Raw genomic sequence first — 26737 nt, forward strand, 5'->3', positions numbered from 1 at the left:
TCATCGTGAGTCACGCTGCTGTCGGGGCGCCCGGGACGCCCCGGCGCTATCTGCATTCGCTCTGGTTGCTCTCGGCGCGCGACCTGAAGGTCCGCTACTCGACGAGCTTCCTGGGCTATCTGTGGTCGGTGCTGGATCCGCTCGTGATGAGCGCGATCTACTGGTTCGTGTTCACGCAGATCTTCCATCGGGATGTCGGCGAGGAGCCGTACATCATCTTCCTGATCAGCGCCCTGCTGCCGTGGGTCTGGTTCAACTCCTCGGTGTCGGACTTCACACGCGCGTTCAAGAAGGACGCCAGACTCGTGCGCTCCACCGCGATCCCGCGATCCATCTGGGTCAACCGGATCGTGCTCAGCAAGGGCATGGAGTACCTGTTCTCGCTTCCGGTGCTCGTGCTCTTCATCATCGTGAACCTCATCGTCGAGTCGAATCCCGACCAGACCGTGCAGATCGGGTGGGGAGTGCTGTGGCTGCCTGTCGCGATGTTTCTCCAGGCCGTGCTCCTCGTCGGCCTCGGGCTCCTCGTCGCCCCGCTGTGCGTCATGTACGTCGACCTCGAACGCACGACGGCCCTCATCCTGCGCGCGATGTTCTACGCCACGCCGATCATCTACAACGTGACCGACCTGCCGGGCTTCGCGCAGACCCTCGGCGCGTTCAACCCGCTCGCGGGGATCTTCATGCTGTACCGGATGCCGTTCTTTCCCGACCAGTGGAACTCCTTCACCCTGATCGTGAGCGTCGTGATGACCGCCGTGATCCTCGGACTCGGCGTGTGGACCTTCCGTGCGCTCGAGCGCCCCGTGCTGAAGGAGCTGTGATGAGCGCGGCCATCGACGTGCAGGGACTCGGCGTCCACTTCCGACGCAACCGGCGGGGGAGGCGCAGCTTCAAAGACCTCTTCGCGGGCGCCTCCCGCAGGTCGCGTCCCGGAGAGTTCTGGGCGCTGCGCGACGTCTCCTTCTCGGTGCAGCAGGGCGAGTCGATCGGCGTCGTCGGTCGCAACGGGCAGGGCAAGTCGACGTTGCTGCGTCTCGTCGCCGGAGTGCTGCTCCCCGACGAGGGGCACGTGCGCGTCTCGGGCGGCGTCGCGCCGCTGATCGAGATCACCGGCGGGTTCGTGGGCGATCTCACCGTCCGGGAGAACGTGCGGCTCACCGCGGGCCTGCACGGCATGTCGCGCGACGAGGTGTCGCGCCGCTACGACGACATCATCGCGTTCGCCGAGCTGGCCGGCTTCGAGGACACTCCCTACAAGCATCTGTCGAACGGCATGAAGGTGCGGCTCGCGTTCTCCGTGGTGTCGCAGCTCGACGAGCCGATCCTGCTGGTCGACGAGGTGCTCGCGGTGGGAGACAAGGCCTTCCGCGACAAGTGCTACAAGCGCATCGACGAGCTCCTCGCCGAGGGACGCACGCTGTTCTTCGTCAGCCACAACGAGCGCGACCTGCGGCGCTTCTGCACGCGCGGGCTCTACCTCGACAAGGGCGGCCTGCTGCTCGACGCCCCGATCGCCGACGTGCTCGATCGCTACAACGCCGACTACAACTCCTAGAGACGGCGACTCCGATGGGGCGACGTACGGCGCCCCATCGGAGTGCGGCTCACAGGCCGATCAGAGCCTTCAGGGCCGTGAGGGAGCGCGCGGCGGAGTCGACGGCCGTCGCGATGTCGCCGCCGGACTCGACGGCCGAACGCACGGCGTTGAGATCGTCCGAGTAACGCAGCATCGCGGTCTCCCACTCTGCGGCGATCGACGACGGCGGAGGAGTGTCGGCGACGTTCTGCAGATCCTGCTGGAGCGTGTCGACGACCGGAAGCGCATCCGGCCCGGCCGCCGAACGCACGATGTCGAGACCGCGGCCGGCGTCCTGCAGGCGCGGGCCCACCTGGCCGCTGAACGCCTCGACGCTCGGATCGGGCACCGGGGGTGCCTCGGTCTGCACGGGCGGCTCGGGGGTCGGAGTCGGGGTCGGCGTCGCGGTGGGCGTTGCCGTGGGGGTCGGCGTCGCGGTCTGCTCCGGCGCCTGACCCGCCCCGCGCGGGAGCAGGAAGAACAGGAGCAGGCCGATCACGACGATGCCGGCGGCGACGAGCCCGACGATCAGCCAGACACGCCCGCGGTTGCGGGGCTTCGGCTCGAGCGGTGCCCAGCGCAGCTCAGGCTGCGGTTCTTCAGTCATCCTCGTCATCCCTCCAGCGGTGCCATGGGCTTCCAGGAGCGATCACGACCGAGTCGGCCGCCCTCCTTGAGGCCCCGGAACAGGTTGCTCGTGCCGCGAACCGTGCGCTCTACGAACACCAGGCGGATGAGCTCCTTCGCGAAGGTCATGGCCGTGCCGAGGCCGAAGAGCACGGGGTTGTACACCCCGTGCACGCGGTAGTACTGCTTGATGAAGGCGCGGTTGCGCATGATGTAGAACCGGTACGCGTTGCTCGAGGCGTTCATGTGGCGGATGCCCATATCCCACTGCCGGATCTCCCGGGTGCGCCGCAGTACGAACTCGTCCACGATCACCGCGGTGGTCCTCCTCGACGCGAGCCACCCGTACATCTGGTCGTCCCAGTAGATGAAGAACCGCGGGTCGGGAAGCCCGATCTGAGCGACGATCGAGCGGTGGATGAACATGCCCTCGAAGCACCCGCTGTTCATCTCCTTGAAACCCGACGCGTCGAAGCCCGACGGCGCGAACGGGATCGGGATGCCCATGCGCTCCGCGATGCGGTACTGCCAGTAGAACTCGCTGCCGTCGTAGTCGTAGCGGCGCCCCTGGATGCTCTTGAACCGCGGAGCCCACGACCCCATCTTCGCCAGACCGTCGGGGATGACCTCGACGTCGTCGTCCATCATCCAGATCCACTCCGAGCCGAGCTCGTACGCCGTGCGCATGCCCTCGCTGAAGCCGCCCGAGCCGCCGGTGTTCGTCTCGAGACGTCGGTACACGAGCTCGGTGCCCAGTCGCGGGCGGAACGACTCGACGACGTCGGTCGTGTCGTCGGACGACGCGTTGTCGATCACGACGACGTGCCCGGGCTTCGGGTCCATCGCCGAGATGCTCTCCAGCAGTCCCGTGAGCAGGTGCGATCGATTGAACGTGACGATGACGATGGTGGCCGTCGCCGGATCGAATGCAGCGGGCGCCGCGGTCATGCCTTCTCCTCGAAGATGTTCTGCCAGGACTCGGGGGACACCAGCTCGGGGAGTGCCTCGCGGTACTCCTTCTGGAGCTCGGGCCACCGCCGACGGAGCTCCGCGTGGAGGCGGATGGTCTCGCGCAGCATCCGGCGGTACTTGCGGCGATCGCGCGTGTAGATGTTCTTTCCCGAACCGTCGGCAGCACTGACGAGCGCGCTGTCGAAGGCGGGGACGCGCCACCAGTGCGCATCCTCCTTGCCGAGCTCGACCTCGGGCTGAGCGATGTTCTCGGGGGCAGGACGGTGCACCCAGTGCGACAGGAGGGTGGAGAGCGTGAACCAGCGCAGGGCGAGTCCGCTCGGGCTGTCGAAGTCGTTCTTCGACATGACCTTGTAGACCTGGCGTCCGCGCCGCGAGTGCAGGATCGTCGACGGATCGCGGTGCACGACGGTCTCGGGGTATTCGGCCGCGAGCGCGCGTGCTGCGGGCATCGCCGTCGCGAGGTTGCGCCGCATGTGCGCAGGCCCCGACAGCACGTCGCGCAGAGCCCGGGCACGCAGCTCGACCGGGTAGTACTGCATCATCATCAGGTGCTTGAGGTCGACACGACGGCTGTGCGTCAGCAGACGCCCGCCGCGCGGCGCATTCGAGTGCAGGAGACCGGCGACGATGCGATTGCGGGCGTGGAAGTACGCCTGCCAGTCGATCGTGTCGTCCTTGTTCACCCACGAGACGTGCCACAGCGCGACGCCGGGCATCGACACGGTCGGGAAGCCGGCCGCGCCGGCGCGCAGGCAGAACTCGGCGTCGTCCCACTTGATGAACGCGGGCAGCGCGAGGCCCACCTCGCGGACGGCGTCGAGGGGGATGAGGCACATCCACCAGCCGTTGTAATCGGCGTCCATGCGCATGTGCAGAAGGGTGGACTGCCTCAGGTTGGAGACGCCGAAATCGTGGGGCATCTTGTCCTGGTAGAGGTTGCGCCACATGAACGGGTTCTCATCGACCACCTCGGCCCAGCCGTGGAGCTTGGGGCGGTCGAGGAGATCGAACATGTGGCCGCCCACGAGAACGGGGTTGGTGGCGTACTGGCCGAAGACGATCGATCGGCGCAGCGACTCGGGCTCCAGACGGACGTCGTCGTCGAGCAGCTGGACGAAGTCGCTCTCCGGTCGCTGCAGCGACTCGTGCATCGCGCGCGCGAAACCGCCGGATCCTCCGAGGTTGGGCTGCCGGATCACCTGGAGGGTCTCGCCCAGGCGGGCAGCGACGTCGTCGTAGCCCTCCTGCTCCGAGACGACCTGGGTGCCCTGGTCGACCAGGAAGATGCGGTCGACGAACTCCAGCGCGTCGGGGGAGGCCGCGAGCGCGCGCAGCGTCTCGACGCAGTAGTCGGGCTTGTTGTAGGTCGTGATCCCCAACGACGCCTTGCCGGTCCTGCTGGGCTCCTGCTCGGTCGTCCACTCCGCGCCTTCGAGGACGGTCGGCTTCTCGTCGGCGACGACGTCGAACCAGATCCACCCGCCGTCGCTGTACTGCGTGAGATCGAGGTCGAAAGACGTCGTCGCCTCTCCCGTGACCTCGCGGGTGTCGACGCGCTGGCGGATGCCGGAGCCGTTGGAGCGGTACACGAGGATCGTCGCCGGACCGTTGGTGCGGACGGTCAGCCGCACCTCGCGCACACTCGTCCAGTGCTGCCAGTACGACGCGGGGAAGGCATTGAAGTATGTCCCGAGGGAGACCCGGCGACCCGCCACGATGCGTGCGCGGTGACGACCGAGGATGTTGCCCAGGTGCGCACGGTTGGATACGCGCACGGGCTGTTCGTCGATGACGGACCACGTCTCGGGGTCGGCGTAGAGGGGGAGGAGGTCGGGGTCGCGATCAAGCGGGAAGACGATGTTCTGAAGGACGTGGGTCACTACGAGATTCTCCGTTGGTGAGCCGCGGACCGGTACGAAGAGGCCGGAGCGGGATTCGACGAGCACTGGACAGCCTACAGTCCGGGTCCTACGGATCTGCGGAGAGGCCCCGCCCTGACAGCGGTCCGGCGATCAGCGTTCCGGGTGCAGGGTGGGGATGGCCCCGGTGTGCGCCGCGTCGATGTTCTCGCGCCACGACCGCGACTGGCCGGCGCGCAGCGCGCACAGCACGAGCAGGAACCACCCGGCGCCGTCGAGCGTGAAGCTCTCGAACATCGAGTCGACGGCGAGCGTCACCAGCATGAGCGGGGTCCAGGCGTAGACGACCGACCGCCGTACGCTGGCGACCAGCCACGACCTGATCGTGGCCGCGCCGCCCAGGGCGAGGAACAGCACGAGCCCGGCCCAGCCGAGCTGCAGCATCACGTCGAAGTACGCGTTGAGCCCGCTCTGATGGTGGTCGTCGAGCATGAAGTTGATGTACGTGAAGGGATACTCGCCGCGCGCCCACGGACCGAACCAGCCCCAGCCGGTGATCGGTTTCAGCGACACGAAGTCGAGCATCGTGTTCCACAACGTCGCCCTGATCGAGAAGTCCGAGCCCGCGTCGAGGAGGGCGATGATCGCATGCCGCAGCGCGAACGCGGCGGCGAGGGCGAGGGCGACCAGGATGCCGAGCACCCACTGCACGAGGCTCCGCCGCTCCGGGGGCGCGTGTCGCACGATCGTGAGCGCGACCGCGACGATCCCGACGGCCGCGGCGAGCACGATGACGGTGGGGGAGGACGACAGGAACGCGAGCAGCGCGGCGAGGGCGACCGAGGGGATCGCGAGCGGCGCGGTGACCGACTGCGAACGCCACTCGATCACGAACGTGATCAGGGCGATCACGGCGACGAAGCCGAGCATGTTGCGACTGCCGAAGATCCCCTGCACCGGTCCGCCCGCCGCGAGGTTGCCCTGGATGCCGAGGAATCCGAACGGCATGTCGAACAGGATGCCGGAGAGGATCTCGAGGCCGAGGGAGATCACCAGGAGGATCCGCAGCGTGTCGCCGAGTGCGCGGACCGTCTGCAACGTGTCGCGAATGTGTCCGACCGTGATCGCGAGGAACGCGAAACCGAACAGGGCCATCCAGCCGAACAGCGTGTCGGATCTGTCCGTGGTCCAGACGAGGCTGACGAGCGCCCAGGCGAGGAACGCGACGAGAGATGACGGTGCGAGTCGCAGCAGCGACAGCTCCTCGCGTCGCACCCACAGCACGCACGCGCCGATGCCGCACAGGATCGCGATGATGGTGGCGAGCGTCACCTGCGACGTCATCCGCTCGATCGTGAACGCCGCGAACACGGCGCTCAGCACCGCGATCGTGAAGGCGCGAGCGAATTCGGCTGAGCCGAGGAGGTCGACGAGGCGCCTGCCGGACGTCACGGAACCCGCCGTGCCTTCTCGCCGTGCTCGATCACGCGATCGCGTTCGCCGATGCCGACCAGCGGCACGGACTTGAGCTTGAACGAGAGCATCACCAGCAGCATCCAGCCCCACAGCATGATGGGCGTGGACTCGGTGAGGCCCTGGACGAGCAGGACGACCGTGAAGAGGCTCGGCAGCAGGGTGATCGGGGAGTACGGGCGATCGGACGTCAGGTCCCAGCGCGGTCGGTCGACCGCGAAGAACCACGAGCGCCAGAGCAGGCTCAGGTAGGCGAGGCCCATGAGCACGACCCCGACCGCACCGAGTTGCATGAGCACGTCGAGCCACATGTTGTGGGCGTGGAAGACCGTGATGCCGTGGTCGACGATCCACCCGTCGAATGCCGGGTCGAACGGGATCCACGGACTCGAGAACCCGTTGCCGAAGACGGGATGCTCGGCGGCGCGCTCGAGCACCTTCGCCCAGATCTTGTCGGAGCGCCCGGTCAGATCGCCGCTGCGCCCGAGCAGGGACAGCAGGGGCTCGCGCAGGAGCCAGGCGGCGGCGACCAGCACCGCGCCCCCGCCGAAGAACACGACGTAGAGCCGGGTGCGCGCGCCCGGCGTGCGCGTCCGGCGCATCAGCAGCGCCACGATCAGCACCACTCCGGCGGCGGCCGCGCAGAGGTAGGCGGTGGCGGATCCGGCCCGCAGCAGGAAGTACGCGGCGAGCAGCGCCCAGAGTGCGAGGGTCGTGCGCCAGCGCGCTCGTGCGGCGAACCGGACGCCGAACGTGATGATCGCGAACAGGCTGATGATGGCGAGCAGGTTCGAGTTGCCGACGATGCCCTGGATGCGGTCTCCGTCGAAGAGGTTGCCGCGCACCCAGTACCAGTGCGCGTTCAGCTCCTCGCCCTCGGGGCGGACGAAGAAGTTCGGCAGGATCGGTCCGTGCACGACCAGGGCGACCCAGAGCTCGATCGCGAGCGACAGGCCGAGGATCCACTTGAACGCGGATGCGAGCGCCCGCACGATCTCGTTCCACGACAGCACGTGCACGATGAACAGGGCGTTCACGGTCACGGTGGCCAGGAGCACCCACGTGAGGAGGGTCGACCCCCGCCACTGCGACCAGATCACCGAGGCCAGGGCGAGAACCGTGTACGCGGTGGCGGCCCACGGCAGACGTCGCCACGCGAAGCGCTGCGGCCGCTCCCGGGCGACCATCGGGATGCCGATCGCCAGCGTCGTGACGAGGAAGCCGGCGAGCACGGCCATCGCGCCGTACTCGCCGACGAGGTTGTAGACCGCGGCGTGCGCGAACGTCGCGAAGAGGACGAGGATGATGTATCCGCGCAGCAGAAGATGCCCCGTCGACTCACGCTCGGGGGCCTGGGGCGGAGCCGCCGCCGGATGCTTGGTGTACTGCGCCATCGCGTTCAGGCTACCGCGCGCACCCGGGCGCGCACCTGATGCGACGCGCCTGGCCGACGCCGTCGCCTGTCGCGACGCGGCATCCGATCCCCCTACCCTGGTGACATGCTGCTGAGCCTGACGAACGTCCCGCGCGACTACGCCTGGGGGTCGCAGACCCTTCTGTCCGAGCTCGAGGGGAGGGCTCCGTCGACCGTGCCGGAGGCGGAGGTGTGGTTCGGAGACCACCCGGGCGACCCGGCCGACGTCGCCGGCGGTGGCACGCTCGACGCCGTGACCGGTGGCGGGCTGCCGTACCTTCTCAAGCTCCTCGCCGCCGCGTCGCCGCTGTCGATCCAGGTGCATCCGACGATCGCGCAGGCGAAGGACGGATGGGCGCGGGAGTCGACGCTCGCCGCCGATGACCCGAACCGCAACTATCGCGACGACAACCACAAGCCGGAGCTCATCGTCGCGCTGAGCGATCGCTTCGAGTCGCTGAGCGGTCTGCGTCCGGTCGCCGCGACGATCGAGCTCCTGGAGCACCTGGGAGACGGCGTCGGGGTCACCACGCTCGCGGACCGTCTGCGCGGAGAGGGCGATGTGCTGCGCGGCACGATCGGATGGCTGCTGTCGGGCCGCGCCCAGGCCGAGGTCGACGACGTGATCGCCGCCGTGCGGTCGGCGGCGTCTGTCGAGACGGGGGAGTGGGCCGCGACGCTGCGTGCGGTCGCCGCGATCTCGGACACCTACCCCGGCGACCCCGGTGTGGTCGTCGCTCTCCTGATGAACCACGTCGTGCTGCGCCGTGGCGAGGGCATCTTCCTGCGTGCGGGGCTCCTCCACGCGTACATCTCCGGGCTGGGCGTCGAGATCATGGCGGCGAGCGACAACGTGCTGCGCGGCGGCCTCACCCCCAAGCGCATCGATGTGCCCGAGCTCCTGTCGATCCTCGACACGGCTCCGGGCGAGGTCCCGGTGCTGCGCCCCGAGCCCCGAGGCGCGGTGACCGAGTACGCCGTGCCGATCGCGGACTTCGCGCTGCGCAGGGCAGATCTCAGCGGGGACGAGCTCGCGGTTCCGGTGACCGGTCCCACGATGGTGCTCGCGACGTCGGGGGCGATCACCGCCTCGGGGGCCGACGGCGTCGCGCGGGAGATCCCGGTCGGCACCGTCGCGTTCGCGGGCCCGGATGAGGGCCGCATCGTCCTCGCGGGGCACGGCGAGGCGTTCATCGCATCTCCCGGTGCGCGGCGGACCGCGCACTGATCCCCGCGGTCCCTCCGACCCGCCGCGACACGCCGACACACTCTCATGAACCTTCAATCGATGATTGAGGGTTTACGATCCGCGACTTGACCGGAGCGAATCACACGGGTGTAATTAGGTGAGCACGGCCCGCCGAGGGGGCGGAACAAAGGGTTGGAGATCGAGATGACGGGTTACCGTTCGGACGTACCGGAGAACTGGTTCGTCGATCCGATCAACCTCGGTGTTCCCGGGGTTCGAAAGGTGGAGGGCGACGACGACAACGCACTGGCGTGGCAGACCGACGCCTTGTGCTCGCAGACGGATCCGGAGGCCTTCTTCCCCGAGAAGGGCGGATCCACCCGCGACGCCAAGCGCATCTGCACGACGTGCGACGTCCGTGGCGAATGCCTCGAGTACGCGCTCAACAACGACGAGCGCTTCGGCATCTGGGGCGGCCTGTCGGAGCGCGAGCGCCGCAAGCTGAAGCGCCGCGCGAGCTGATCCGCCGCTTCGCGGCCACGCCGCACGGGCTGCCGCCGACCTCGACGCCGCCCGCTTAGGCTGACCACGTCATGCCAGCCCGAGTTCATGCCATCATCGTGGCGCGCCCCGGTTCCTCCGCCCGCGCGCAGCTGCTCCGCACGCTGGACGCACTGCGTTCCCAGACCACTCCTCCCGTCGCGATCACGCTCGTGATGTGCGGCGACGCGACGACCGCGCGCGAGAGCGCGACCGTCGCGTCGTCGGTGGAGGGGATCATCGAGGCTCGCGGCGGCACGTCGTTCGCGGAGGCCGTCGAACTCGCCCGGCCCCGAGTCGCCGCCGGGAGCGCGGTCTGGTTGCTCGCGCACGACACCGCGCCGCACCCGCGCGCTCTCGAACGCCTCATCGGGACGCTCGAGCGTTCACCGTCGGCCGCGATCGCCGCGCCCAAACTCGTGCACACCGACGACGACCGCGAGATCGTCTCGCTCGGCGTCAGCATGACGAGTCTCGGGCGTTCGGTCGAGCTCGCGGCCGACGAGCTCGATCAGGGCCAGCACGACGGCCGCGACGACGTGCTGGGTGCGGATGTCCGGGGCATGCTGATCCGCTCCGAGGTGCGCGACGCCCTGCGCCCCGACCCGGCGCTCGCCGGCGCCGACGAAGGACTCGACCTGGGGGTGCGCGCCAGGCTCGGCGGGGGCCGTGTGGTCCTCGCCCCGGCAGCCCGTGTCTCGGTCTCGCCCGACGGCCCCGCAGCGCTCCCGGTCGGACGCAGCCGTCGTGCCTTCGCGACCCGCCTCGCACAGCTGCACCGCCGCCTCGCGTACGCGCCGGCGTTCGCGGTCCCGCTGCACTGGCTCACTCTGCTCCCGCTCGCCCTGTGGCGGTCGGTGACGCATCTGATCGGCAAGCGCCCCGAGGCCGTGGCGCCCGAGTGGGCGGCGGCGGTCATGGCGATGGTGCGCATCCCCTCGGTCACGAGGTCTCGCGAACGCATCCGCTCGTTCCGCACCTCGAGCTGGTCGAGCATCGCGCCGCTGCGCGTGTCCCGATCCGATCTGCGCCGTCGACTCGACGACGGCCATGGCAGCGAGCACGGTGCCGTGAGCGAGATCCGCTTCTTCTCGGGCGGCGGAGCGTGGGCGGTGCTCGCAGCGCTCGTCGTGAGCATCGCGTCGTTCACGACGCTCCTCGCGTGGCCGGTTCTCGGCGGCGGCGCTCTGCTGCCGTTGCGCACCACGGTCGGCGCCCTCTGGGAGGACGCGGCCTGGGGGCTGCGCGGTCTCGGCGTCGGCGTCATCGGCCCTGCCGACCCGTTCGCCGCGGTGATCGCGGTGCTCGGCTCGCTCTGGCCGGCAGGCCCGTCGTTCTCCCTCGTGCTCCTGTGGATCCTCGCGCTCCCGCTCGCCGTGCTCGGCGGCTGGTTCGCCGCCACGCGGGTGACCGACCGCTCGGGGTTGAGGATCTTCGCGGGCATCGTGTGGGCCCTTGCGCCGACCTTCCTCACCGCGCTCGTCGACGGCCGCCCCGCCGCCGTCCTCGTGCACCTGCTGCTGCCGTGGCTGTTCCACACCGCTGTGGTCGCGCACCGCTCCTGGGGCGCCACGGGCGCGGCCTCTCTGGTGTTCGCCGCGGTGGTGGCCTGCGCCCCCTCGCTCGCACCCGCGCTCCTCCTGCTCTGGGTGGTGGCGGTCGGGGTGAGTCTCGCCGGCGCTCGCCTGCGCGGAGCCGTGCGCCTGCTCTGGGTACTCGTGCCGGCCGTCGCGATGTTCGCCCCGCTCGTGATCTGGCAGCTGCGACACGGCGACCTCGTGTCGGTGCTCGCCGACCCCGGATTCCTGTGGGCGGGGCCTCAGGCCACGGCGGATGCCGCAGGCCGACTCGACCTGGTCTCCGGCTTCCCTGCGCCCGACATCGCGAGGTGGGCGACGGTCGTGGGGCCGGACCTCGCGTCGTGGGCCGGTGTGCTCCTCGCGCCGCTCGCCGTGCTCGCCCTCGTCTCGGCGGTCTCCCCGCGTTGGCGTGCCGGCATCGTGCTGCTGCTCGTGGCGGCGGCGGGTCTCACGACGGCGTTGCTGGCCGTGGGGGTGACGGTCGCCTTCGCGCAGGGCGTCGCGGTCGCGATCTGGCCGGGCAGCGCATTGAGCCTCGCGTGGATCGGTGTCCTCGGTGCGGCGCTCGTCACTCTCGACAGCGCGATGACGCTGCCTCGACTGCGCGTGCTGAGCGCGGCCGTGGCCGGGCTCGCAGTCGCGGTCTGCGCCGTCCCGGCGATCGCCGCGTTCCACACCGGACGCACCGTGCTCACCGACGGTCCCGCGTCGACCCTGCCGGCCTATGTGGCGGCGCAGGCCGGCGGCGATCGGCCGCTCGGCACACTCGTGCTCACTCCGCAGAACGACGGCGGACTCGCGGCCGAGGTCGCCTGGGGAGCGAGCGAGACGCTCGGCGCCCAGACGACGATGCTGTCGACCGCGACAAGTTTGCAGGGCGAGGACATCACGACGCTCTCGGTCGATCTGCTGTCGGCACGGGACTTCGACGCGGCTGCCGAGCTCGGCGAGGTCGGCATCTCGTACGTGCTGCTCGCGCAGGTCTCTGACGACGAATCCGATCGCGCCCGCACGCTGCGCACGGCCGCCGTCACCGCCCTCGATCAGCGGGCGGGCTTCGTGCAGGCCGGAACCACGGATCGCGGCGTGCTGTACCGGCTCGAGGCCGACGCCGAGCCGCGCACGTCGCTGTCGGCGACCGAGCAGACGACCGCTCACCTGGTGGTCACCCTCCAACTCGTCCTGGTGCTGGCGGCACTGCTGCTGTCGATCCCGACGCGCGCGTCGCGACGGGCGGCACGGGCCACGTCGCGGATCGTGGGACTCGCGCCCGAGGAGCGCATGGTGCTCCCGCGGCACGCCGAAGACGCCGAACACGCGCCGTCCACGCCCGAGATCCACACGCACGCGGACGCCGAACCGGACCCGGATCGGGACCCGGACGAGGATCGGGACCCGGACGCGGAGGGCGCACCGGGGGCGGACGGCGACCCGGATCCGGATGCCGACGCCGAACACCCCGGGGACGATGCCGTGCCCGCATCCGACGAGGCGACTGCATCCGACGACGAGCCGGCACCGGCATCCGCCGAGGCGCATGCCGCGGAGGACGCGACTGCATCCGACGACGAGCCGGCACCGGCATCCGCCGAGGCGCATGCCGCGGAGGACGCGACCGCATCCGACGACCGCCGTGAGGAGGACACCCGATGAACGGCACCCGTGCCTTCCGCGTGGCCGCGACGAGTGCCCGAGTGCTCACGGGGGCCCTCGTCGCCGCCGCGTGCGTCGCCGGCGCCGCGCTGGCGATCACCGCGCCCTGGCCGACGGTCTCGCATGAACCGGCGCAGGCCGACGTGACCCCGCTGCCCGGCGACACCGTGCTCGTGTGCAACGGCGATTTCCGCGCCATCGGCCGCGACCCCTCCAATCCGCTGGAGATGGTCTCGGCGGCATCGCCACGGGTCACGGTCGGCGGCTCGGACGGCGCCCCCGACTCCACGTCGATCACGGTCGACGACCTCGTCGACGGGGGAGACGTGCGCCGATTCGTCGGCGAGGTCGACGGGAGGTCCGCGCCGATCCTCGGGGCCACCGAGTCGATGTCCCTCTCGGAGGACGACCTGTTCGGATTCGCCGCGGCGCCGTGCCGACCGGCGAGCACGGAGTCGTGGCTCCTCGGAGGAACCGTGGAGACGGGCGCGGAAGACCTCATCGTGCTCACCAACCCGGGAGCCGTGCCCTCCACCGTCGCGCTGTCGGTCTTCGGCACCGTCCGATCCTCGACGTCGGTGATCGTTCCCGCCGGGACCCAGGTCGCGCTTCCGCTCACGTCGATCGCCAGCGGATCGGAGATCCCGATCGTCAAGGTCACGGCCACCGGTTCGCCCGTGCGCGCCGTGCTGCAGTCGTCGCTCACGCGCACGCTCGATCCCGCCGGTGCCGACCTGCAGGATGCCGTGGCGGCACCCCAACGGCATCCGGTGATCCCCGGTGTGCAGATGTTCGAGAGCCCCGCAGACGGCAGCGAGATGGCCGTCGTCCGACTGATGTCGCCGGAGTCCGACGCCCAGGCCGTGGTGACGGTGCGGCGTGTGGGCGAGTCGGCAGCGGTCGTGGAGCTGCCGATCCCGCTGACCGCCGACGAGCCGACCGAGCTGTCGCTGTCGGCCGTGCCGCCCGGCGAGTACACCGTGCAGGTCGATGCCGACGTTCCGGTGCTCGCGGGAGTGCGCGAGCAGGACGGTTCGGGGCCGCAGACCGATTTCGCCTGGCTCATGCCCGCTCCGGAGTTCGACTCGGAGGTGCTGGTCGCCGTGCCGGACGGGCCGGATCCGCGACTCGTCCTCGTGAACGACGAGGATCAGGATGCCGAGGTCGAGGTCGTGGCGCAGGGCGACGACGACGGCACCACGGTGACCGTGCCGGCGGGGTCGTCCGCCGCGATCGACCTGGATCCGAGGACGGTCTACTCCGTGACGCCGTCGGCGGCTGTGCATGCCTCGATGACGATGACCGCCGCGGGTGGTCTGGCCGGGTGGCCGATCTGGCCGGCGGCGGGTGCGCAGCAGAGCATCACCGTCTACCCCTGATCACGTCGTCGGCTGCAGCGAGTGCCGTCTCAGTGCTCGTAGCCCAGATCCCACGGCTCCTTGCCGACATACTCGGCGGCGGCACGGAACACCGCGCTCTCGATAGCCATCCGCCGATGAGCGCCGTCGTCGTGCCCCGGCGGCAGCAGCCGCTCGATCGGGAGACGGAACAGCACGATGCGCCGGTTCTGGCGATCGAGGTACCAGCGGGGGACGTCGTCGCCGCTCTCGAACGCGGGCATCGCGCCGATCTCGAACCGTACGTCCTCCAGCTCGGGCCAGGTGCCGCGCAGGAACTCCACGGCGGTGCCCACGGTGAGGTCGAATCGGTCGATGCGTCCCTCGAGCGGTGCGAGCGGAGGGCGGACGACCTCGCTGCGCCCGAGGCGCCCGTGCCGACCGTGGCGAGCGCCTCGGCGCGGTGCGGCGGAGGGGCGTGCGCGACGAGGCATAGCGAAAGTCTAGGCCGAACTCCGCGCGGCTCGGCGGCGCGGCATCCCGCTCCACCGCGTTCGTGGTCGTAGCCTGGCGGGGATGGACGGAAGACTCTGCTCGAAGGTCGGCTGCGCGCGCGAGGCCGTGGCGACGCTCACCTACGACTACGGCGATCAGATGGCCGCGCTGGGACCCCTCGGCGCCGCGAACCACCCGCACGCGCACGATCTCTGCGCGCCGCACGCCGACCGCCTCTCCGTGCCCGCGGGGTGGCTCGTGGTCCGCCACGAGGCGCTGCGCGCCTGAATCCGGTCAGACGCCGACGCGGCGCCCGGTGAGCTTCTCGGCGCGCCGATCGGCGTTCTCGAGCGCTCGACGCTCGCGTTCGCGGCGGAGCACGGTGATGCCCATCAGTACCTCCTCGGCCGGAACCGGGGGAACGGGGGAGACGAACGCGGCCGCCTCGGCGAGCAGATCGTTCGCGACCCGGGCGCGAGCGGCCGGCATCATGCGCGGGGCGCTCTGCAGGAACTGCGAGATGCGCCGTGCGAGACGGTCGGGCAGTCGTGCGACGTCGGCGATCTGCGCCCAGCCGACCAGGGCGGGAGGGAGAACCGGGATCGACGGCACGAGCCGCGCCGCCCGCACTCGCTGGCTGTAGGTGCCTGCGACCATGTCGCCGAGACGCTGCGATCGGGAGCTGAACACGCCGCTGAGCACAGCGACGCTGCCGAGTGTCATGTAGATCTCGAGGACGCCGATCAGCGCGCGGATGAAGGCATGACGGAACCCGGTCGCGCCGCCGTCGATGCGCACGATGCGCCCGCCGACGGCGAGCTTGCCGAGACTGCGCCCGCGCAGCGCGACCTCCATCGTGATCGGCAGCACGACGAAGCTCACCACGAGCGCGCTCACGGTCGCGATCCGATCGGTCGCCTCGTCGAGGATTCCGGCGTCGAACAGCCAGATGCGCAGAAAGATCCAGAACAGGAAGACCCCGAAGCCCACGAGCATGTCGATCAGGGCGCCGGCGGCGCGCAGTACGAACCCGATCGGCTGCACGTCGATCGCGACGGCCTCTCCGGAGAGCACCTCGTCGGACGTATCGAGCGGGGCAGACATGAGTACAGTAAATCAGGTGGATGCCGATGCGCTGACCGATGCCCGCCGCGCCGAATGGGAGCGGCTGGAGCAGTTGAGCCGCGCGCGCCTCGACGGCGCGGGTGTCGACGAACTGATCGTGCGCTACCGCGCGGCATCCGCCGACCTCGCCGAGCTGAAGACCTCGGTGGGGGAGTCGCCCCAGGGGTCGTACCTGTCGACGATCCTGGTGAGGGCGCGACTGCGCCTGACCGGAGCGTCCGACAGCATCCTCACGCAGACCTCGCGGTTCTTCACCCGGCAGTTGCCGGCCGCGCTGTACCGGCTGCGATGGACGACGCTGGTGATCGCGGTCGCGTTCATCGCGGTCGCCGTGGGCACGGCTGCATGGATCTCGTCGGACCCGGCGCTCATCGCGACGTTGGGGCCGCCCGACGCGCTCGCCCAGTACGCCGATGAGAGCTTCACGGGGTACTACACCGAGAACCCCGCTGCCGTGTTCATGGGGATGGTGTGGACCAACAACGCGTGGATCGCCCTGCAGTGCGTGCTGTTCGGGGTGACCGGCATCTGGCCGGTCTACGCTCTCGTGCAGAACGCCATGGGTCTCGGCACCGCGGGGGCGGTCATGGCGGCCCATGACAAGGCCGACATCATGGTGCTGTACATCCTGCCGCACGGGATGCTGGAGATGACGTGCATCTTCGTCGCCGCGGCGGGTGGTCTGCACCTCTTCTGGTCGTGGGTGGCGCCCGGGAACCGTTTGCGGGCGGAGTCGCTCGCCGCGGAGGGACGATCGCTCGCCACGGTCGCGATAGGACTCGTCTTCGCGCTGTTCCTCGCGGGTCTCGTCGAGGGGTTCGTGACCGGATGGGCGCTGCCATGGCCGATCAAGATCGGGATCGGAGCCGCGGCGCTCGCGGTCTTCCTCATCTATATGCTCGTGATCGGCGGGCGGGCGCAGCGGCGCGGAGAGACCGGGGACCTGGTCGAGTACGAGGCCGGAACGCCGCGACTCGTCGCCGGCTGAGCGAACGCCGGCACCGACGGAGAACGGGCGTCGTGGCCGCGTCGTGCGCTCGGCGTCAGAGCCGGCCCGCGGCCTTCAGCTCCAGGTAGCGGTCGGCGATGCGCGGCGGCATGGTCTCGGGGTCGGCGGCGATCGCCTCGCCGCCTGCTCGCCGGATGGCGTCCGCCACGATCTCCGCGTCGCGCATGGTGCGCTCGGCGGCCGCGGCGAGGTAGATGTCCTCGCGCGACCCCCGCCCGCGCGCGAGCTCCGCGACGCCGTCGTCCGTCACGGAACCGACGAGGATCGAGGTGGCTCGGCCGGCATCGGGGAACCCACCGAGGAAGCCGCGTGCCGACTCGGCCGCATCCTGTGCCGTGAGCACCACGATCAGCGACGGACGGGTCGTGAGCGTCCGCACGGCGGCGAACGCTCCCGTCCAGTCGGTGTCGACGAGTCGGGCGTGCACGGGGGCCATGGCGTCGGTCATTGCCGGAAGGAGGGCAGCGCCCTCGACACCGGAGACCCGCGCACGGGCCACGCGGTCGTACATGAGCAGGTGCACGTGGTCGCCGGCCCGGGAGGCGAGCGCGGCGAGCAGCAGCGAGGCCTCGAGCGCGGCGTCGACCCGCGTCCCGTCGCCCACGCGCGCTGCGGCCGTGCGCCCCGTGTCGATGATGATGACCACATGGCGGTCGCGCTCGGGTCGCCACGTGCGCAGCATGGTGGAGCCTGCGCGCGCCGTCGCGCGCCAGTCGATCGAGCGCACGTCGTCTCCGCGGACGTACTCGCGCAACGAGTCGAACTCGGTGCCCTGACCGCGCACCTGGATGCTGGTGTTGCCGTCGAGTTCACGCAGACGCGCGAGCCGGGAGGGCAGGTGCTTGCGTGACGAGAACGCCGGCAGGACGCGCACGGCGCCGCGCACCCGGTGGCGCGCCTGGCGTCCGGCGACTCCGAGCGGGCCGCGTGACCGGATCATCACGAACTGGCTCACGAGTTCGCCCCGGCGACGGGGCAGCAACGGGATCTCGATCCGTCGTCGCTCGCCCGGCGGCACGTCCAGCCTGCGGCGGGCGTCGCCGGCCCCGGCGGTCGGCTGCCAGGCATCGCGGATGAGCGCGTGGAGGGTCCGCGAACCGTTGTTCTGCAGCGCCACGCTCACCGGCACGAGCTCGCCCAGCCGTGCCCGCGTCGGCACGCGCCTGCTCACGACGACGGTCCGCGGACTGGGCGCGAGCAGCACGTCGAGACCGACGAGAGCGGCGCACAGCGCGACCCAGATCCCCAACGCGGCGTACGGCGGAAACCCCGCGAGTCCGGACAGCACGATGGGCACGACGCCGACGGCGACCGCGATGGCGAGACGACCGGTGACGAACACCTAGATCGGCACCCGGGTCTGCTGCACGACGGAGGTCAGTACGGCATCGGCCGAGACGCCCTCCATCTGTGCGTCGGGGCGCAGCTGCAGGCGGTGGCGCCAGACCGGCACGAGCATCGTCTGCACGTGATCGGGCGTCACGGCGGATGACGCGTTCAGCCACGCCCATGCCTTCGCCGCCGCCAACAGCGCGGTCGATGCACGCGGACTCGCACCGAGCTCGACCGAGGGCGACTGCCGGGTCGCGCGGGCGAGGTCGACGACGTATCCGAGCACGTCGTCGGTGACCTCGACGCGCGCCGCGGCATCCTGCGCCGCGCGGATCTCGTCTGCGGTGACGGTCGCCTGGACCCCGGTGAGCTCGCGCGGCGAGAAACCCGACGCGTGCCGGCGCAGCACCGAGACCTCGGCCTCGCGCTCCGGCATCCCCACGACGAGCTTCATGAGGAAACGGTCGAGCTGCGCCTCGGGCAGCGAGTACGTGCCCTCGTGCTCGATCGGGTTCTGCGTCGCGGCGACGAGGAACGGGTCGGGCAGAGCGCGGCTCTCGCCGTCGGCCGAGACCTGTCGCTCCTCCATGGCCTCCAGCAGTGCCGCCTGCGTCTTGGGCGGCGTGCGGTTGATCTCGTCGGCGAGCAGGATGTTCGTGAACACCGGCCCCGCACGGAAGTCGAACTCGCCGGTGCGCGCGTCGTACACCAGCGACCCCGTGACGTCGCCGGGCATGAGGTCGGGCGTGAACTGCACACGCTTGGTGTCGAGTCCGAGCGCACGGGCGAACGAGCGCACGACGAGCGTCTTCGCGACGCCCGGCACGCCCTCGAGCAGGACGTGACCGCGCGCGAGCAGCGCGACGAGCAGACCGGTGACGGTGCCCGCCTGGCCGACCACGGCCTTGTCGACCTCGGCGCGCACCCGGTGCATGGCCTGTCGCAGCTCGGCGTCCGAGGCGTGCGCGGTCGCTGTCGCGGGCACGGCGTCGGCGGATGACGCGTGTGTGGGTGAGTCGGTGGTCACGGGGTGTCCTCTGCTTCCGGTCGTCGGCTGGTGAGAGTGTCTCGGGGCGTGGTGCGTCGGATGCGGGTCATCCCGGATCCCTCATCTCGCGCGTCGTCTCGTCGACGGCGGACTCGAGCTCCTGCAATCGGCGCGCGTACTCGACGAGCGCCGGATCGTCGGACGGCAGCGGGCCCGCGAGCAGCGTCTGCAGTGTGCCTCGCGGCACGCGCAGGCGGTCTGATGCCGCATCCGCGACCTCGTCGGCGGTCGCGTTCACCGCGAGTCCGAGGCGGCGTGCGAGGCGGCGACGAGCGCCGGCGCGGAGTGCCTCGGCGGCATGCGCGGCATCTCCCGCCTTCGCGGTCAGCCGGGCGCGGCCGTGCATGGTCTCGGACGCGCGCACCGTCACAGGGAGGGTCTCGGCCACGAGCGGTCCGAAACGCTGACCGCGCCACAGAGCCGCGGCGAGACCCGCGAGCAGGAGGACGAGGATCGCCGGTGTCACCCACCCGGGCGTGAGCGTGCCGAGCGTGTCGGGGGACTGCGCCTCGATGTCGGTGTCCTCGAAGCTCGGGACGTACCAGACGACCCGTTCGGTCTGGCCGAGAAGCGCGAGTCCGAGAGCGGCGTTGCCGTTCTCGGACAGGTAGTCGTTGCTGAACAGGCGTGTGCCCTCCACGACGACTCGGGTCTGGTCGTCGGTCTCGTCGACCAGCACGGCTGCCGCGTCGTCCCTCCCGAAGCATCCCTCGACCCCGTCGGCGGGGTGGAAGAGCCGGTCGGGGCGGATCGTGCCGACCTCGGCGAACTCGGCCGTGTCGCATGACGGGCCGACGGCCGTGGAATCCGCCGCAGCGTTGTCGCCCATGTCGAGCAGCGACAGCAGATGCGTGTTGGCCGAGAGGAACACCACGCGCTCGGCCGGCGCGATCAGATCGAGGATGCCCTCGTCGGTCAGCGTGTACGGGTTCGAGAGCGCGAGTGTCGCGCCCTCGCCGATCGCGGTTCGAGCCTCGGGCCGCGTGCGCGCGACGTCGACCTCGACGCCCTGATCGCGCAGGATCTCGGCGAGCGCCATCGCTCCCGAGTCGCCGACGCCCTCCGGATCGAGCGCGCCCCGACTGCTCGGCATCTGCACGCTGACCTGCATCGCGATGAACGCGCCGAGCAGCACCAGCGCGACGACGACCGCCCAGCCGCCCAGTGCACGCATCCGCCGGCCGGGACGCTGCACCTCGGCGGTCGATGCGGCGGCGGATTCTGCGACCGCGGTCATGCGCTCACCAGGTCGGGGCGACGCGTGCGCAGACGCTCATCGGTCGCGGCGAGCTCTGCGTAGCTGTCGGCCGTGGCCGGATGACGCAGATATCGGACGTCGTCGAACGATACGGCGGCGGCGCGCACCGCGGCGGCCTCCTGCGGGAACACCGTCGAGACGTCGCGGGCGATCGCCTGCGCGGTGGCTCCGGGGGAGGGATCGATCACGTCGCGTTCGAGCAGATCCCGCGCGATTGCACGGAAGCGCAGGATCGTCGCGGCGTCCCAGTCGCCGGCGCGGGCGCTGCGTTCCGCGTCGGATCTCAGCTCGGCGGCGCTGCGGTCGTCATCGGCGCCGAGCAGCCCGGAGAGCGGTCGGCGCACGGCCTGCGACCGGCGAGGGCGCCCCCACACGATCAGCGCGACGACGAGGGCGGCGACGATGATCACGCACACCACGACGAGCGCGACAGGGCCCACGGACGTGCCGGTGTCGGTGCTGAACAGGTCGCTGAGGAACCGGGCGATGTCGCGCATCAGGAGGTCGAACCAGGTCGGCTTGGCGTCGGCGTAACGGGGGTTCGAAAGCTCCTCCTCGGCCCACCGCCTGGCCTCGTCCCCATCGGGGGCGAACACGTCGAGCGGAACGATCATGCCGTGCTCGCGCCGGGCCCCGACGAGTCCCCGCCCTCCGCGACCGGAGCGGATGCCGGCGGCGGCGTGTATGCGGGTGGCGCCGCCGGCGGCTGCGGGGGAGCTGCAGGGGACGGGGGCTGCTGCTGTGCGTACGGCGGCTGCTGAGGCGCCTGATACGGCGGCGGGGACGGCTGTGTCTGCGCGTAGGGCGGCTGCGGAGCCTGGTAGTGCTGCTGCGCGTACTGCTGCTGCGCGTACGGGTAGGGCTGCGGCTGCGCACTCGGGTACGGCTGCTGACCCTGATATTGCTGACCCTGATACTGCTGACCGGGGTACGGCTGAACGGCGTAGGCCGCGCCGGCCGCCCACTCGGGCGTCTGCTTCGGCGGCGGTGCGCTGGTCACGGCGCGGCCGGGGTCCACGACGAACGGATCGCCGAGCTGCTCCTCGGTCCACCCGAGGTCGCGGCGCTCGACGTGGCTGATCAGTGCCTGATCGAGGCCTTCATACCGCATGCGGCAGTCGAGGTAGATCAGCGTCCCGGCCGAGCTCTGCACGACCAGCGTGATCGCCTGCAGCACCAGGAGGAGAATCTGCGGGGCGAGCAACGCGAACACGAACGCGAGGATCGAGCCGGCATCCGGCGATCCCGTCGGCGCGACCACGGAGCCGAGCATGGTTCCCAGCAGAGCCACCGGCAGGTTCACGACCTGCATCGCGAGGCCCATGATGATGCCGATCAGGATGGTCACGCCGAAGGCGACCCAGAATCGGCCGCGGGTCAGGCGCCATGAGCGCACGAGGGCCGCGCGGAAGCGCGCACGCTCGAGCACGAGGATCGACGGCACCAGGAGGAGCTTGGTCGAGAGCCAGATGACGAGGGGGATCATCGCGAGGAAAAGCAGGATCACGATGATCGCGAGGCCGCTGATCGCCTCGACCGATCCTCCCAGGCCGCCGGCGATGGCCCCGGCGACGACGAGGAACAGGATCAGCATCACGCCGAACACGAAGGCGACGAAGAGCGATGCGAAGCCCACGAGACGCCAGAAGGCGGGGATCATCTTCTTCCACAGCGCGCCCAGCGACGCCTTGACGCCGAGTGCCGCATTGCCGATCTCGGCGGCCACGATCCCCTGCATGAGCGCGGTGAAGGCGATCGAGGCGAGCCCGACGACGATGCCGGCCACGAGGTTCATCCCGATCGTGCCCGCGAACACGGCCTCGAAGTCGGGGGACGACGGCGAGAGCGACTCGAGTCTCGCGAAGGTCGTGGCGAACACGAACGCCATCACGGCGGTGCTCAGGATCAACACGGCGAGTTGGATCACCACGCCGAACCCGAACAGGACCTTCGGGTTGTGACGCAATGCTGAGAACGAACGCCCGAGCAGCATCCCGAATGTCAGCGGATGCAGGGGGATGATGCCCTTCTTCGGGGCAGGGGTCCACGTCTGGCCGGTCACCGGCACTCCCTCCGTCGTGCGCTCCCATCGTGTCATAACACACCTCGCCAGCGCAGACGTGGGGCCGTGGTACTCAGTGCCATAAGGTAACAGTTATGACCTCACGCATCCTTGTGGTCGACGACGACACCGCGCTCGCCGAGATGATCGGCATCGTGCTGCGCACGGAGGGCTTCGAGCCGGTGTTCTGCGCCGACGGCGCGAAGGCCGTCGAGGAATGGCGCACGCAGCGGCCCGACCTGGTGCTGCTCGATCTCATGCTGCCGGGCATGGACGGCATCGAGATCTGCACCCGCATCCGTGCCGAGTCCGGCGTGCCCATCATCATGCTCACGGCGCGCAGCGACACGGCGGACGTGGTTCGCGGGCTCGAGGTCGGCGCCGACGACTACATCGTCAAGCCCTTCAACCCGAAGGAGCTCGTCGCCCGCATCCGCACCCGCCTGCGCCCCGCTCCCACGACGGTGGGGGAGCAGCTGCGGGTCGGCGATCTCACGGTCGACGTCGACGCGCACGAGGTGCGGCGGGGAACGACGCCGATCGCGCTGACGCCCCTGGAGTTCCAGCTGCTCGTGGCCCTCGCCTCGAAGCCGCAGCAGGTGTTCTCGCGCGAGATGCTGCTCGAGCAGGTCTGGGGCTACCACTACAAGGCCGACACGCGACTCGTGAACGTGCACGTGCAGCGTCTGCGCGCCAAGGTGGAGCTCGACCCCGACAACCCGAAGATCGTCATGACGGTGCGCGGCGTCGGCTACCGGGCCGGGAGCCCGGGCTAGGCGCACGATGGCCGCGACGACAGCGACCACGACCGCGATCGCTGTCCTGCGCGACTGGCGTGGCTGGCCCGATGTGCTCGGCGCCCTGTGGCGCCGGTCGCTGCGGTTCCGCACACTCACGATCACCCTGCTCCTGACCTCGACGGCGATCCTCATCACGTGCGTGACGATGGCCCTCGTGATCCAGAGCGACCTCTTCGAGTCGCGCAAGAACGAGGCGCTCGAAGACGCCCGCCGCGCCGTCGACCAGGCGCAGACGACCCTCGACTCGGCCGCGCTCGGCGACAGCCCCAGCGCTCTTCCCGAGCTCTGGGAGAGCGTCCAGGAGGAGCTCGGGCGACTCTCCACGGCCGAGGGCATCGCCGGCGTGCGGGTTCAGCAGGACGTCGAGATCTCGATCAGCGGTTTCACCGCGGGTCTCAGCGCCAACAACATCAGCACCGCATTGCACAACCGCGTTCAGGAGTTCGACGACCGCCAGGCGTGGCAGTCGGTGTCTCTCGACATCGGCGGACGCGGTGTTCCGGGAGTGATCGTCGGTCAGCAGCTGCAGGTGCCGGAGGCGGGGCCCTTCGAGATCTACTTCGCGTACGACTTCGCGGATGCCGACAACACGCTCACCTTCGTGCAGCGCACCCTGTGGATCGCCGGCATCGGCCTCGTCGCGATCGTTGCGGCGATCTCGTTCGTCGTGCTCCGCACGGTCTCGACTCCGATCGTCGAGGCGGCGGAGACCAGCGCGCGCCTGGCATCGGGAGACCTCGCGGTGCGCATCGACGTGCACGGCGAGGACGAGATCGCGACGCTCGGCCGCTCCTTCAACGCCATGGCCGACAGCATCGAGGCGCAGATCAAGGAGCTCGGGGAGCTGTCTCTCGTGCAGCAGCGCTTCGTCTCCGACGTCTCGCACGAGCTGCGCACCCCGCTCACGACCATCAGGCTCGCGGCCGACATGCTCAACGATCAGCGCGCGGAGTTCGATCCGACCACGGCCCGCACGACCGAGCTGCTCCACACGCAGGTGCAGCGCTTCGAGACGCTCCTGTCCGACCTCCTGGAGATCAGCCGCTACGACGCGGGCTCGGTGCAGCTCGAGCTCGAGGCGACGAGCCTCGCGCATCTCGCGGAAGACGTGATCGAGCAGATGAAGCCGCTCGCCGACGGGCGGGGGAGCGAGCTGCGTCTCGTCGCCCCCGGAGGGTATTCACCGGTCGACATGGATCCGCGGCGCGTGCGCCGGGTGCTGCGCAACCTCATCGGCAACGCGATCGAGCACGGTGAGGGACGTCCCATCGTGGTGACCGTCGACAGCAATCAGCACGCAGTGGCAGCCGGCGTGCGCGATTTCGGTCTCGGCATGGACCCTGCCGACGCCGAGCGCGTGTTCGACCGCTTCTGGCGGGCCGACCCCTCACGGCAGCGCACGATCGGCGGCACGGGACTCGGGCTGTCGATCGCGTTGGGCGACGCGACGCTGCACGGGGGGACGCTCGCGGTGTGGTCGGAGCTCGGCGTCGGCACCCACTTCGTGCTCACCCTGCCGCGCGGCGAGGAGCTCGACGGCCCGTCGCCCATCATGGTCGAGCCGCAGGAGGCGTTGTCCGACATCGGGGATGCGACGCAGCCCATCCAGCTCGCCGATCTCCCGGCCGAGCTCTTCGATCCGAGGGGGCTCGAATGATCCGGCGCGCACGCCGTTCGCTCGGCGCTCTCGCCGCCGTCGTGGTCGCAGCACTGCTCCTCGCGGGCTGCACCGGGCTGCCGACCTCGGGCGACGTGCAGCCCGGCCTGGCGCTGGGCGCATCGCCGGACGACCCCGACTTCCTCCCGCTGGCGTCCGGCCCCGCCGACGGCGTCGGCCCCGCGACCATCGTCGAGGGGTTCATGGAGGCCGCGATCACGCCCGCCGAGAACTGGGACACGGCACGCAAGTTCCTCACACCCGAGATGGCCGCACGGTGGCGGCCGTCGACAGGGGTCTCGATCGACGCGAGCGCGTCGACCCGCTCGTTCGCGTCCAGCATCGACGACGACGACGCGGATGCGCCCGAGGGCGAGCAGGCCGACGTACGGGTGACGTTCGACCAGATCGCGAGCGTCGACGGCACGGGAGCGTACTCCGAATCCATCGCCTCCTCGAACTCGGCGTTCGTGGTGGTCAAGACCGACGGGCAGTGGCGCATCTCGGAGGCCCCGGACGGCGTCGTCCTCGACGAGTCGCGGTTCGCCCGCGTCTACGACGACTACGCGCTGCAGTACTACGACCTGAGCTGGGAGCGCCTGGTCCCCGACGTGCGCTGGTTCCCGCGTCGGGCGACGGTGGCCACGAGCATCGCGCAGGCGCTGATCGGGGGTGCTCCCAGCGCCTGGCTCGACCCCGCGGTGCAGAGTGCCTTCCCCGCCGGGGTTCAGCTCGCCAGGGACGCCGTGCCGATCGACGCCGATCAGGTCGCCGAGGTGGCACTCAACGGGGCGGCCATCGGTCTCGACGCCGTCACGCTCGCCCGCATGCGCACGCAGTTGCAGGAGACCTTCGCTGCGGCGAGGCTACAGGTGAGCCAGGTGCGCTTCACGGTCGACGGACGCACGCTCGATGCCGGAGTGGTCAAGCTCGTCGAGGATGTGCCGGACGGCGGGAGCCTCGTATTGGCGGACGGCACGTTCGGGAGCCTCGTGGGCGGCGAGGTCACGCCTCTTCCCGGGGTCACGGAGGAGATCCTCGCGATCACTCAGCCGATCCTCGCGATCGACGTCTCGACCGACGGGGCGCACGCAGCAGTGCTGCTCGCGGACGGGCACGTGTACATCGCGGGCGACGGCCGGTTCGACGAGCTCGACCAACGGACACAACTCGTGCGGCCGTCGATGGACTCCTTCGGATACACCTGGTCGGTGCCGGTCTCCGCACCGTCGACGCTGAAGGCGATCAGCACCGACGTCACCCCGATCGACGTGGCGTCGGCGTGGCCCGGAGCCTCCGAGGTCTCGGCGATCCGCGTCTCGGCCGACGGCGCACGGATCGCGGCCGTGATCGTGGTCGGCGGCGAGCGCTGGGTCGTGGTCTCCGCCGTGATCCGCGACGAATCCGGCGCGCCGGTCGAGCTGGGGCCGACCAGGGAGGTGACGCAGCTCGACGGTCCGGCGGTCGGCGTGGTCTGGCTCGGATCCGACCGCGTCGGTGTGCTCGCCGACACCGACGACCGCGTCGTGCTCACGCAGATCGTGGGCGGCACAGGCACGGTCGAGGCCGCTCCGACGAACGCCGTGTCGATCGCGGGGTCGCGTTCGAGCTCCGGTATCCGCGTCCTCAGCTCGGACGGCTCGGTCTTCGCCCGCAGCGGATCCGCGTGGAGCGAGGCCGCGGACGGCGTGCTGCTTCTCGCGACGCGGGCCGGTCACTGACTGC

The 26737-nt window shown here is 70.4% G+C and carries 23 protein-coding genes; 11 read left to right on the forward strand and 12 right to left on the reverse strand.

Annotated features, from left to right (window positions below; translation table 11 throughout):
• Positions 1 to 5 precede the first annotated feature (5 nt).
• Positions 6 to 824 carry an ABC transporter permease gene (locus ACIPYT_RS10535; protein ID WP_401073432.1) on the forward strand — a complete coding sequence of 273 codons (819 nt, stop codon included), beginning with the start codon at positions 6 to 8 and terminating at the stop codon, positions 822 to 824.
• Positions 824 to 1558, forward strand: coding sequence for an ABC transporter ATP-binding protein (locus tag ACIPYT_RS10540; protein ID WP_401073434.1), 735 nt, complete (start codon positions 824 to 826; stop codon positions 1556 to 1558). Before ACIPYT_RS10535 ends, ACIPYT_RS10540 begins: the two co-directional genes overlap by 1 nt.
• 49 nt (positions 1559 to 1607) lie before the next feature.
• On the opposite strand, the gene ACIPYT_RS10545 is transcribed toward ACIPYT_RS10540, so the two are convergent.
• The 5 genes from ACIPYT_RS10545 to ACIPYT_RS10565 all read right to left on the reverse strand — a co-directional run bounded on the left by ACIPYT_RS10545 (position 1608) and on the right by ACIPYT_RS10565 (position 7907).
• Complete coding sequence (locus ACIPYT_RS10545) at positions 1608 to 2186, reverse strand: hypothetical protein (protein ID WP_401073437.1); 579 nt, start codon at positions 2184 to 2186, stop codon at positions 1608 to 1610.
• 5 nt (positions 2187 to 2191) lie between these two features.
• Positions 2192 to 3154, reverse strand: a complete 963-nt coding sequence (locus ACIPYT_RS10550) for a glycosyltransferase (protein ID WP_401073440.1) — start codon at positions 3152 to 3154, stop codon at positions 2192 to 2194.
• A complete protein-coding gene (locus ACIPYT_RS10555; RefSeq protein WP_401073442.1) occupies positions 3151 to 5061 on the reverse strand; it encodes a glycosyltransferase in 1911 nt (636 codons plus the stop codon). Before ACIPYT_RS10555 ends, ACIPYT_RS10550 begins: the two co-directional genes overlap by 4 nt.
• A gap of 132 nt (positions 5062 to 5193) precedes the next feature.
• Positions 5194 to 6492: an O-antigen ligase family protein gene (locus tag ACIPYT_RS10560; RefSeq protein ID WP_401073444.1), complete on the reverse strand. Its 1299-nt coding sequence runs from the start codon at positions 6490 to 6492 to the stop codon at positions 5194 to 5196.
• Positions 6489 to 7907, reverse strand: a complete 1419-nt coding sequence (locus ACIPYT_RS10565; RefSeq protein WP_401073447.1) for an O-antigen ligase family protein — start codon at positions 7905 to 7907, stop codon at positions 6489 to 6491. Before ACIPYT_RS10565 ends, ACIPYT_RS10560 begins: the two co-directional genes overlap by 4 nt.
• Positions 7908 to 8012: 105 nt before the next feature.
• On the opposite strand from ACIPYT_RS10565, the gene manA reads away from it, so the two are divergent.
• From manA to ACIPYT_RS10585, 4 genes are all read left to right on the forward strand, one after another.
• Positions 8013 to 9155: a mannose-6-phosphate isomerase, class I gene (gene manA, locus ACIPYT_RS10570; protein ID WP_401073450.1), complete on the forward strand. Its 1143-nt coding sequence runs from the start codon at positions 8013 to 8015 to the stop codon at positions 9153 to 9155.
• A gap of 165 nt (positions 9156 to 9320) precedes the next feature.
• A complete protein-coding gene (locus tag ACIPYT_RS10575) occupies positions 9321 to 9638 on the forward strand; it encodes a WhiB family transcriptional regulator (protein ID WP_401073453.1) in 318 nt (105 codons plus the stop codon).
• Between the two features lie 71 nt (positions 9639 to 9709).
• Positions 9710 to 12889, forward strand: a complete 3180-nt coding sequence (locus tag ACIPYT_RS10580; protein ID WP_401073456.1) for a glycosyltransferase — start codon at positions 9710 to 9712, stop codon at positions 12887 to 12889.
• The gene (locus tag ACIPYT_RS10585; RefSeq protein ID WP_401073458.1) at positions 12886 to 14268 is read left to right on the forward strand and encodes a DUF5719 family protein; all 1383 of its coding nucleotides are present in this window, start codon (positions 12886 to 12888) and stop codon (positions 14266 to 14268) included. Before ACIPYT_RS10580 ends, ACIPYT_RS10585 begins: the two co-directional genes overlap by 4 nt.
• A gap of 29 nt (positions 14269 to 14297) precedes the next feature.
• Here the strand turns inward: ACIPYT_RS10585 and ACIPYT_RS10590 are convergent, their stop codons facing one another.
• Positions 14298 to 14720 carry a hypothetical protein gene (locus tag ACIPYT_RS10590; RefSeq protein WP_401073460.1) on the reverse strand — a complete coding sequence of 141 codons (423 nt, stop codon included), beginning with the start codon at positions 14718 to 14720 and terminating at the stop codon, positions 14298 to 14300.
• Positions 14721 to 14802: 82 nt separating this feature from the next.
• Between ACIPYT_RS10590 and ACIPYT_RS10595 the strand changes: the two genes are divergently transcribed.
• A complete protein-coding gene (locus ACIPYT_RS10595; RefSeq protein ID WP_050721360.1) occupies positions 14803 to 15009 on the forward strand; it encodes a DUF3499 family protein in 207 nt (68 codons plus the stop codon).
• A gap of 6 nt (positions 15010 to 15015) precedes the next feature.
• Here ACIPYT_RS10595 and ACIPYT_RS10600 read toward each other — a convergent pair whose 3' ends face one another.
• Positions 15016 to 15825, reverse strand: coding sequence for an RDD family protein (locus ACIPYT_RS10600; RefSeq protein WP_401073462.1), 810 nt, complete (start codon positions 15823 to 15825; stop codon positions 15016 to 15018).
• 16 nt (positions 15826 to 15841) lie between these two features.
• On the opposite strand from ACIPYT_RS10600, the gene ACIPYT_RS10605 reads away from it, so the two are divergent.
• Complete coding sequence (locus tag ACIPYT_RS10605; RefSeq protein ID WP_401074816.1) at positions 15842 to 16834, forward strand: stage II sporulation protein M; 993 nt, start codon at positions 15842 to 15844, stop codon at positions 16832 to 16834.
• Between the two features lie 55 nt (positions 16835 to 16889).
• Here ACIPYT_RS10605 and ACIPYT_RS10610 read toward each other — a convergent pair whose 3' ends face one another.
• The 5 genes from ACIPYT_RS10610 to ACIPYT_RS10630 all read right to left on the reverse strand — a co-directional run bounded on the left by ACIPYT_RS10610 (position 16890) and on the right by ACIPYT_RS10630 (position 22555).
• Positions 16890 to 18197 (reverse strand): DUF58 domain-containing protein, encoded by a 1308-nt coding sequence (locus tag ACIPYT_RS10610; RefSeq protein WP_401073464.1) that lies wholly within the window; start codon positions 18195 to 18197, stop codon positions 16890 to 16892.
• Positions 18198 to 19121, reverse strand: coding sequence for an AAA family ATPase (locus tag ACIPYT_RS10615; protein WP_401074819.1), 924 nt, complete (start codon positions 19119 to 19121; stop codon positions 18198 to 18200).
• Between the two features lie 160 nt (positions 19122 to 19281).
• Positions 19282 to 20472, reverse strand: coding sequence for a DUF4350 domain-containing protein (locus ACIPYT_RS10620; protein WP_401073466.1), 1191 nt, complete (start codon positions 20470 to 20472; stop codon positions 19282 to 19284).
• Positions 20469 to 21107: a DUF4129 domain-containing protein gene (locus tag ACIPYT_RS10625; protein WP_401073469.1), complete on the reverse strand. Its 639-nt coding sequence runs from the start codon at positions 21105 to 21107 to the stop codon at positions 20469 to 20471. Before ACIPYT_RS10625 ends, ACIPYT_RS10620 begins: the two co-directional genes overlap by 4 nt.
• Positions 21104 to 22555: a glycerophosphoryl diester phosphodiesterase membrane domain-containing protein gene (locus tag ACIPYT_RS10630; protein WP_401073472.1), complete on the reverse strand. Its 1452-nt coding sequence runs from the start codon at positions 22553 to 22555 to the stop codon at positions 21104 to 21106. The genes ACIPYT_RS10625 and ACIPYT_RS10630 overlap by 4 nt, the downstream gene beginning before the upstream one ends.
• A gap of 95 nt (positions 22556 to 22650) precedes the next feature.
• Between ACIPYT_RS10630 and mtrA the strand changes: the two genes are divergently transcribed.
• From mtrA to ACIPYT_RS10645, 3 genes are read left to right on the forward strand one after another with little or no spacing between them, the layout of a single operon-like run.
• A complete protein-coding gene (gene mtrA, locus ACIPYT_RS10635; RefSeq protein ID WP_401073475.1) occupies positions 22651 to 23331 on the forward strand; it encodes an MtrAB system response regulator MtrA in 681 nt (226 codons plus the stop codon).
• Between the two features lie 7 nt (positions 23332 to 23338).
• Positions 23339 to 25012 (forward strand): MtrAB system histidine kinase MtrB, encoded by a 1674-nt coding sequence (gene mtrB / locus ACIPYT_RS10640; protein WP_401073478.1) that lies wholly within the window; start codon positions 23339 to 23341, stop codon positions 25010 to 25012.
• Positions 25009 to 26733 carry an LpqB family beta-propeller domain-containing protein gene (locus ACIPYT_RS10645; protein WP_401073481.1) on the forward strand — a complete coding sequence of 575 codons (1725 nt, stop codon included), beginning with the start codon at positions 25009 to 25011 and terminating at the stop codon, positions 26731 to 26733. The genes mtrB and ACIPYT_RS10645 overlap by 4 nt, the downstream gene beginning before the upstream one ends.
• Positions 26734 to 26737 lie beyond the last annotated feature (4 nt).

Origin of the sequence: Microbacterium sp. NPDC089695 (assembly GCF_044749085.1) — a bacterium.
Lineage (GTDB): Bacteria > Actinomycetota > Actinomycetes > Actinomycetales > Microbacteriaceae > Microbacterium.

Excerpts from the sequence above, each read along its gene's own strand:
- ACIPYT_RS10575 (WP_401073453.1), top strand. The coding sequence starts at position 9,321 with ATGACGGGTTACCGTTCGGACGTACCGGAGAACTGGTTCGTCGATCCG.
- ACIPYT_RS10580 (WP_401073456.1), top strand. The coding sequence starts at position 9,710 with ATGCCAGCCCGAGTTCATGCCATCATCGTGGCGCGCCCCGGTTCCTCC.
- ACIPYT_RS10540 (WP_401073434.1), top strand. The coding sequence starts at position 824 with ATGAGCGCGGCCATCGACGTGCAGGGACTCGGCGTCCACTTCCGACGC.
- ACIPYT_RS10550 (WP_401073440.1), bottom strand. The coding sequence starts at position 3,154 with ATGACCGCGGCGCCCGCTGCATTCGATCCGGCGACGGCCACCATCGTC.
- ACIPYT_RS10565 (WP_401073447.1), bottom strand. The coding sequence starts at position 7,907 with ATGGCGCAGTACACCAAGCATCCGGCGGCGGCTCCGCCCCAGGCCCCC.
- mtrA (WP_401073475.1), top strand. The coding sequence starts at position 22,651 with ATGACCTCACGCATCCTTGTGGTCGACGACGACACCGCGCTCGCCGAG.
- manA (WP_401073450.1), top strand. The coding sequence starts at position 8,013 with ATGCTGCTGAGCCTGACGAACGTCCCGCGCGACTACGCCTGGGGGTCG.
- ACIPYT_RS10585 (WP_401073458.1), top strand. The coding sequence starts at position 12,886 with ATGAACGGCACCCGTGCCTTCCGCGTGGCCGCGACGAGTGCCCGAGTG.
- ACIPYT_RS10590 (WP_401073460.1), bottom strand. The coding sequence starts at position 14,720 with ATGCCTCGTCGCGCACGCCCCTCCGCCGCACCGCGCCGAGGCGCTCGC.
- ACIPYT_RS10615 (WP_401074819.1), bottom strand. The coding sequence starts at position 19,121 with ATGCACCGGGTGCGCGCCGAGGTCGACAAGGCCGTGGTCGGCCAGGCG.
- mtrB (WP_401073478.1), top strand. The coding sequence starts at position 23,339 with ATGGCCGCGACGACAGCGACCACGACCGCGATCGCTGTCCTGCGCGAC.
- ACIPYT_RS10600 (WP_401073462.1), bottom strand. The coding sequence starts at position 15,825 with ATGTCTGCCCCGCTCGATACGTCCGACGAGGTGCTCTCCGGAGAGGCC.
- ACIPYT_RS10625 (WP_401073469.1), bottom strand. The coding sequence starts at position 21,107 with ATGATCGTTCCGCTCGACGTGTTCGCCCCCGATGGGGACGAGGCCAGG.
- ACIPYT_RS10620 (WP_401073466.1), bottom strand. The coding sequence starts at position 20,472 with ATGACCGCGGTCGCAGAATCCGCCGCCGCATCGACCGCCGAGGTGCAG.
- ACIPYT_RS10545 (WP_401073437.1), bottom strand. The coding sequence starts at position 2,186 with ATGACTGAAGAACCGCAGCCTGAGCTGCGCTGGGCACCGCTCGAGCCG.
- ACIPYT_RS10645 (WP_401073481.1), top strand. The coding sequence starts at position 25,009 with ATGATCCGGCGCGCACGCCGTTCGCTCGGCGCTCTCGCCGCCGTCGTG.
- ACIPYT_RS10595 (WP_050721360.1), top strand. The coding sequence starts at position 14,803 with ATGGACGGAAGACTCTGCTCGAAGGTCGGCTGCGCGCGCGAGGCCGTG.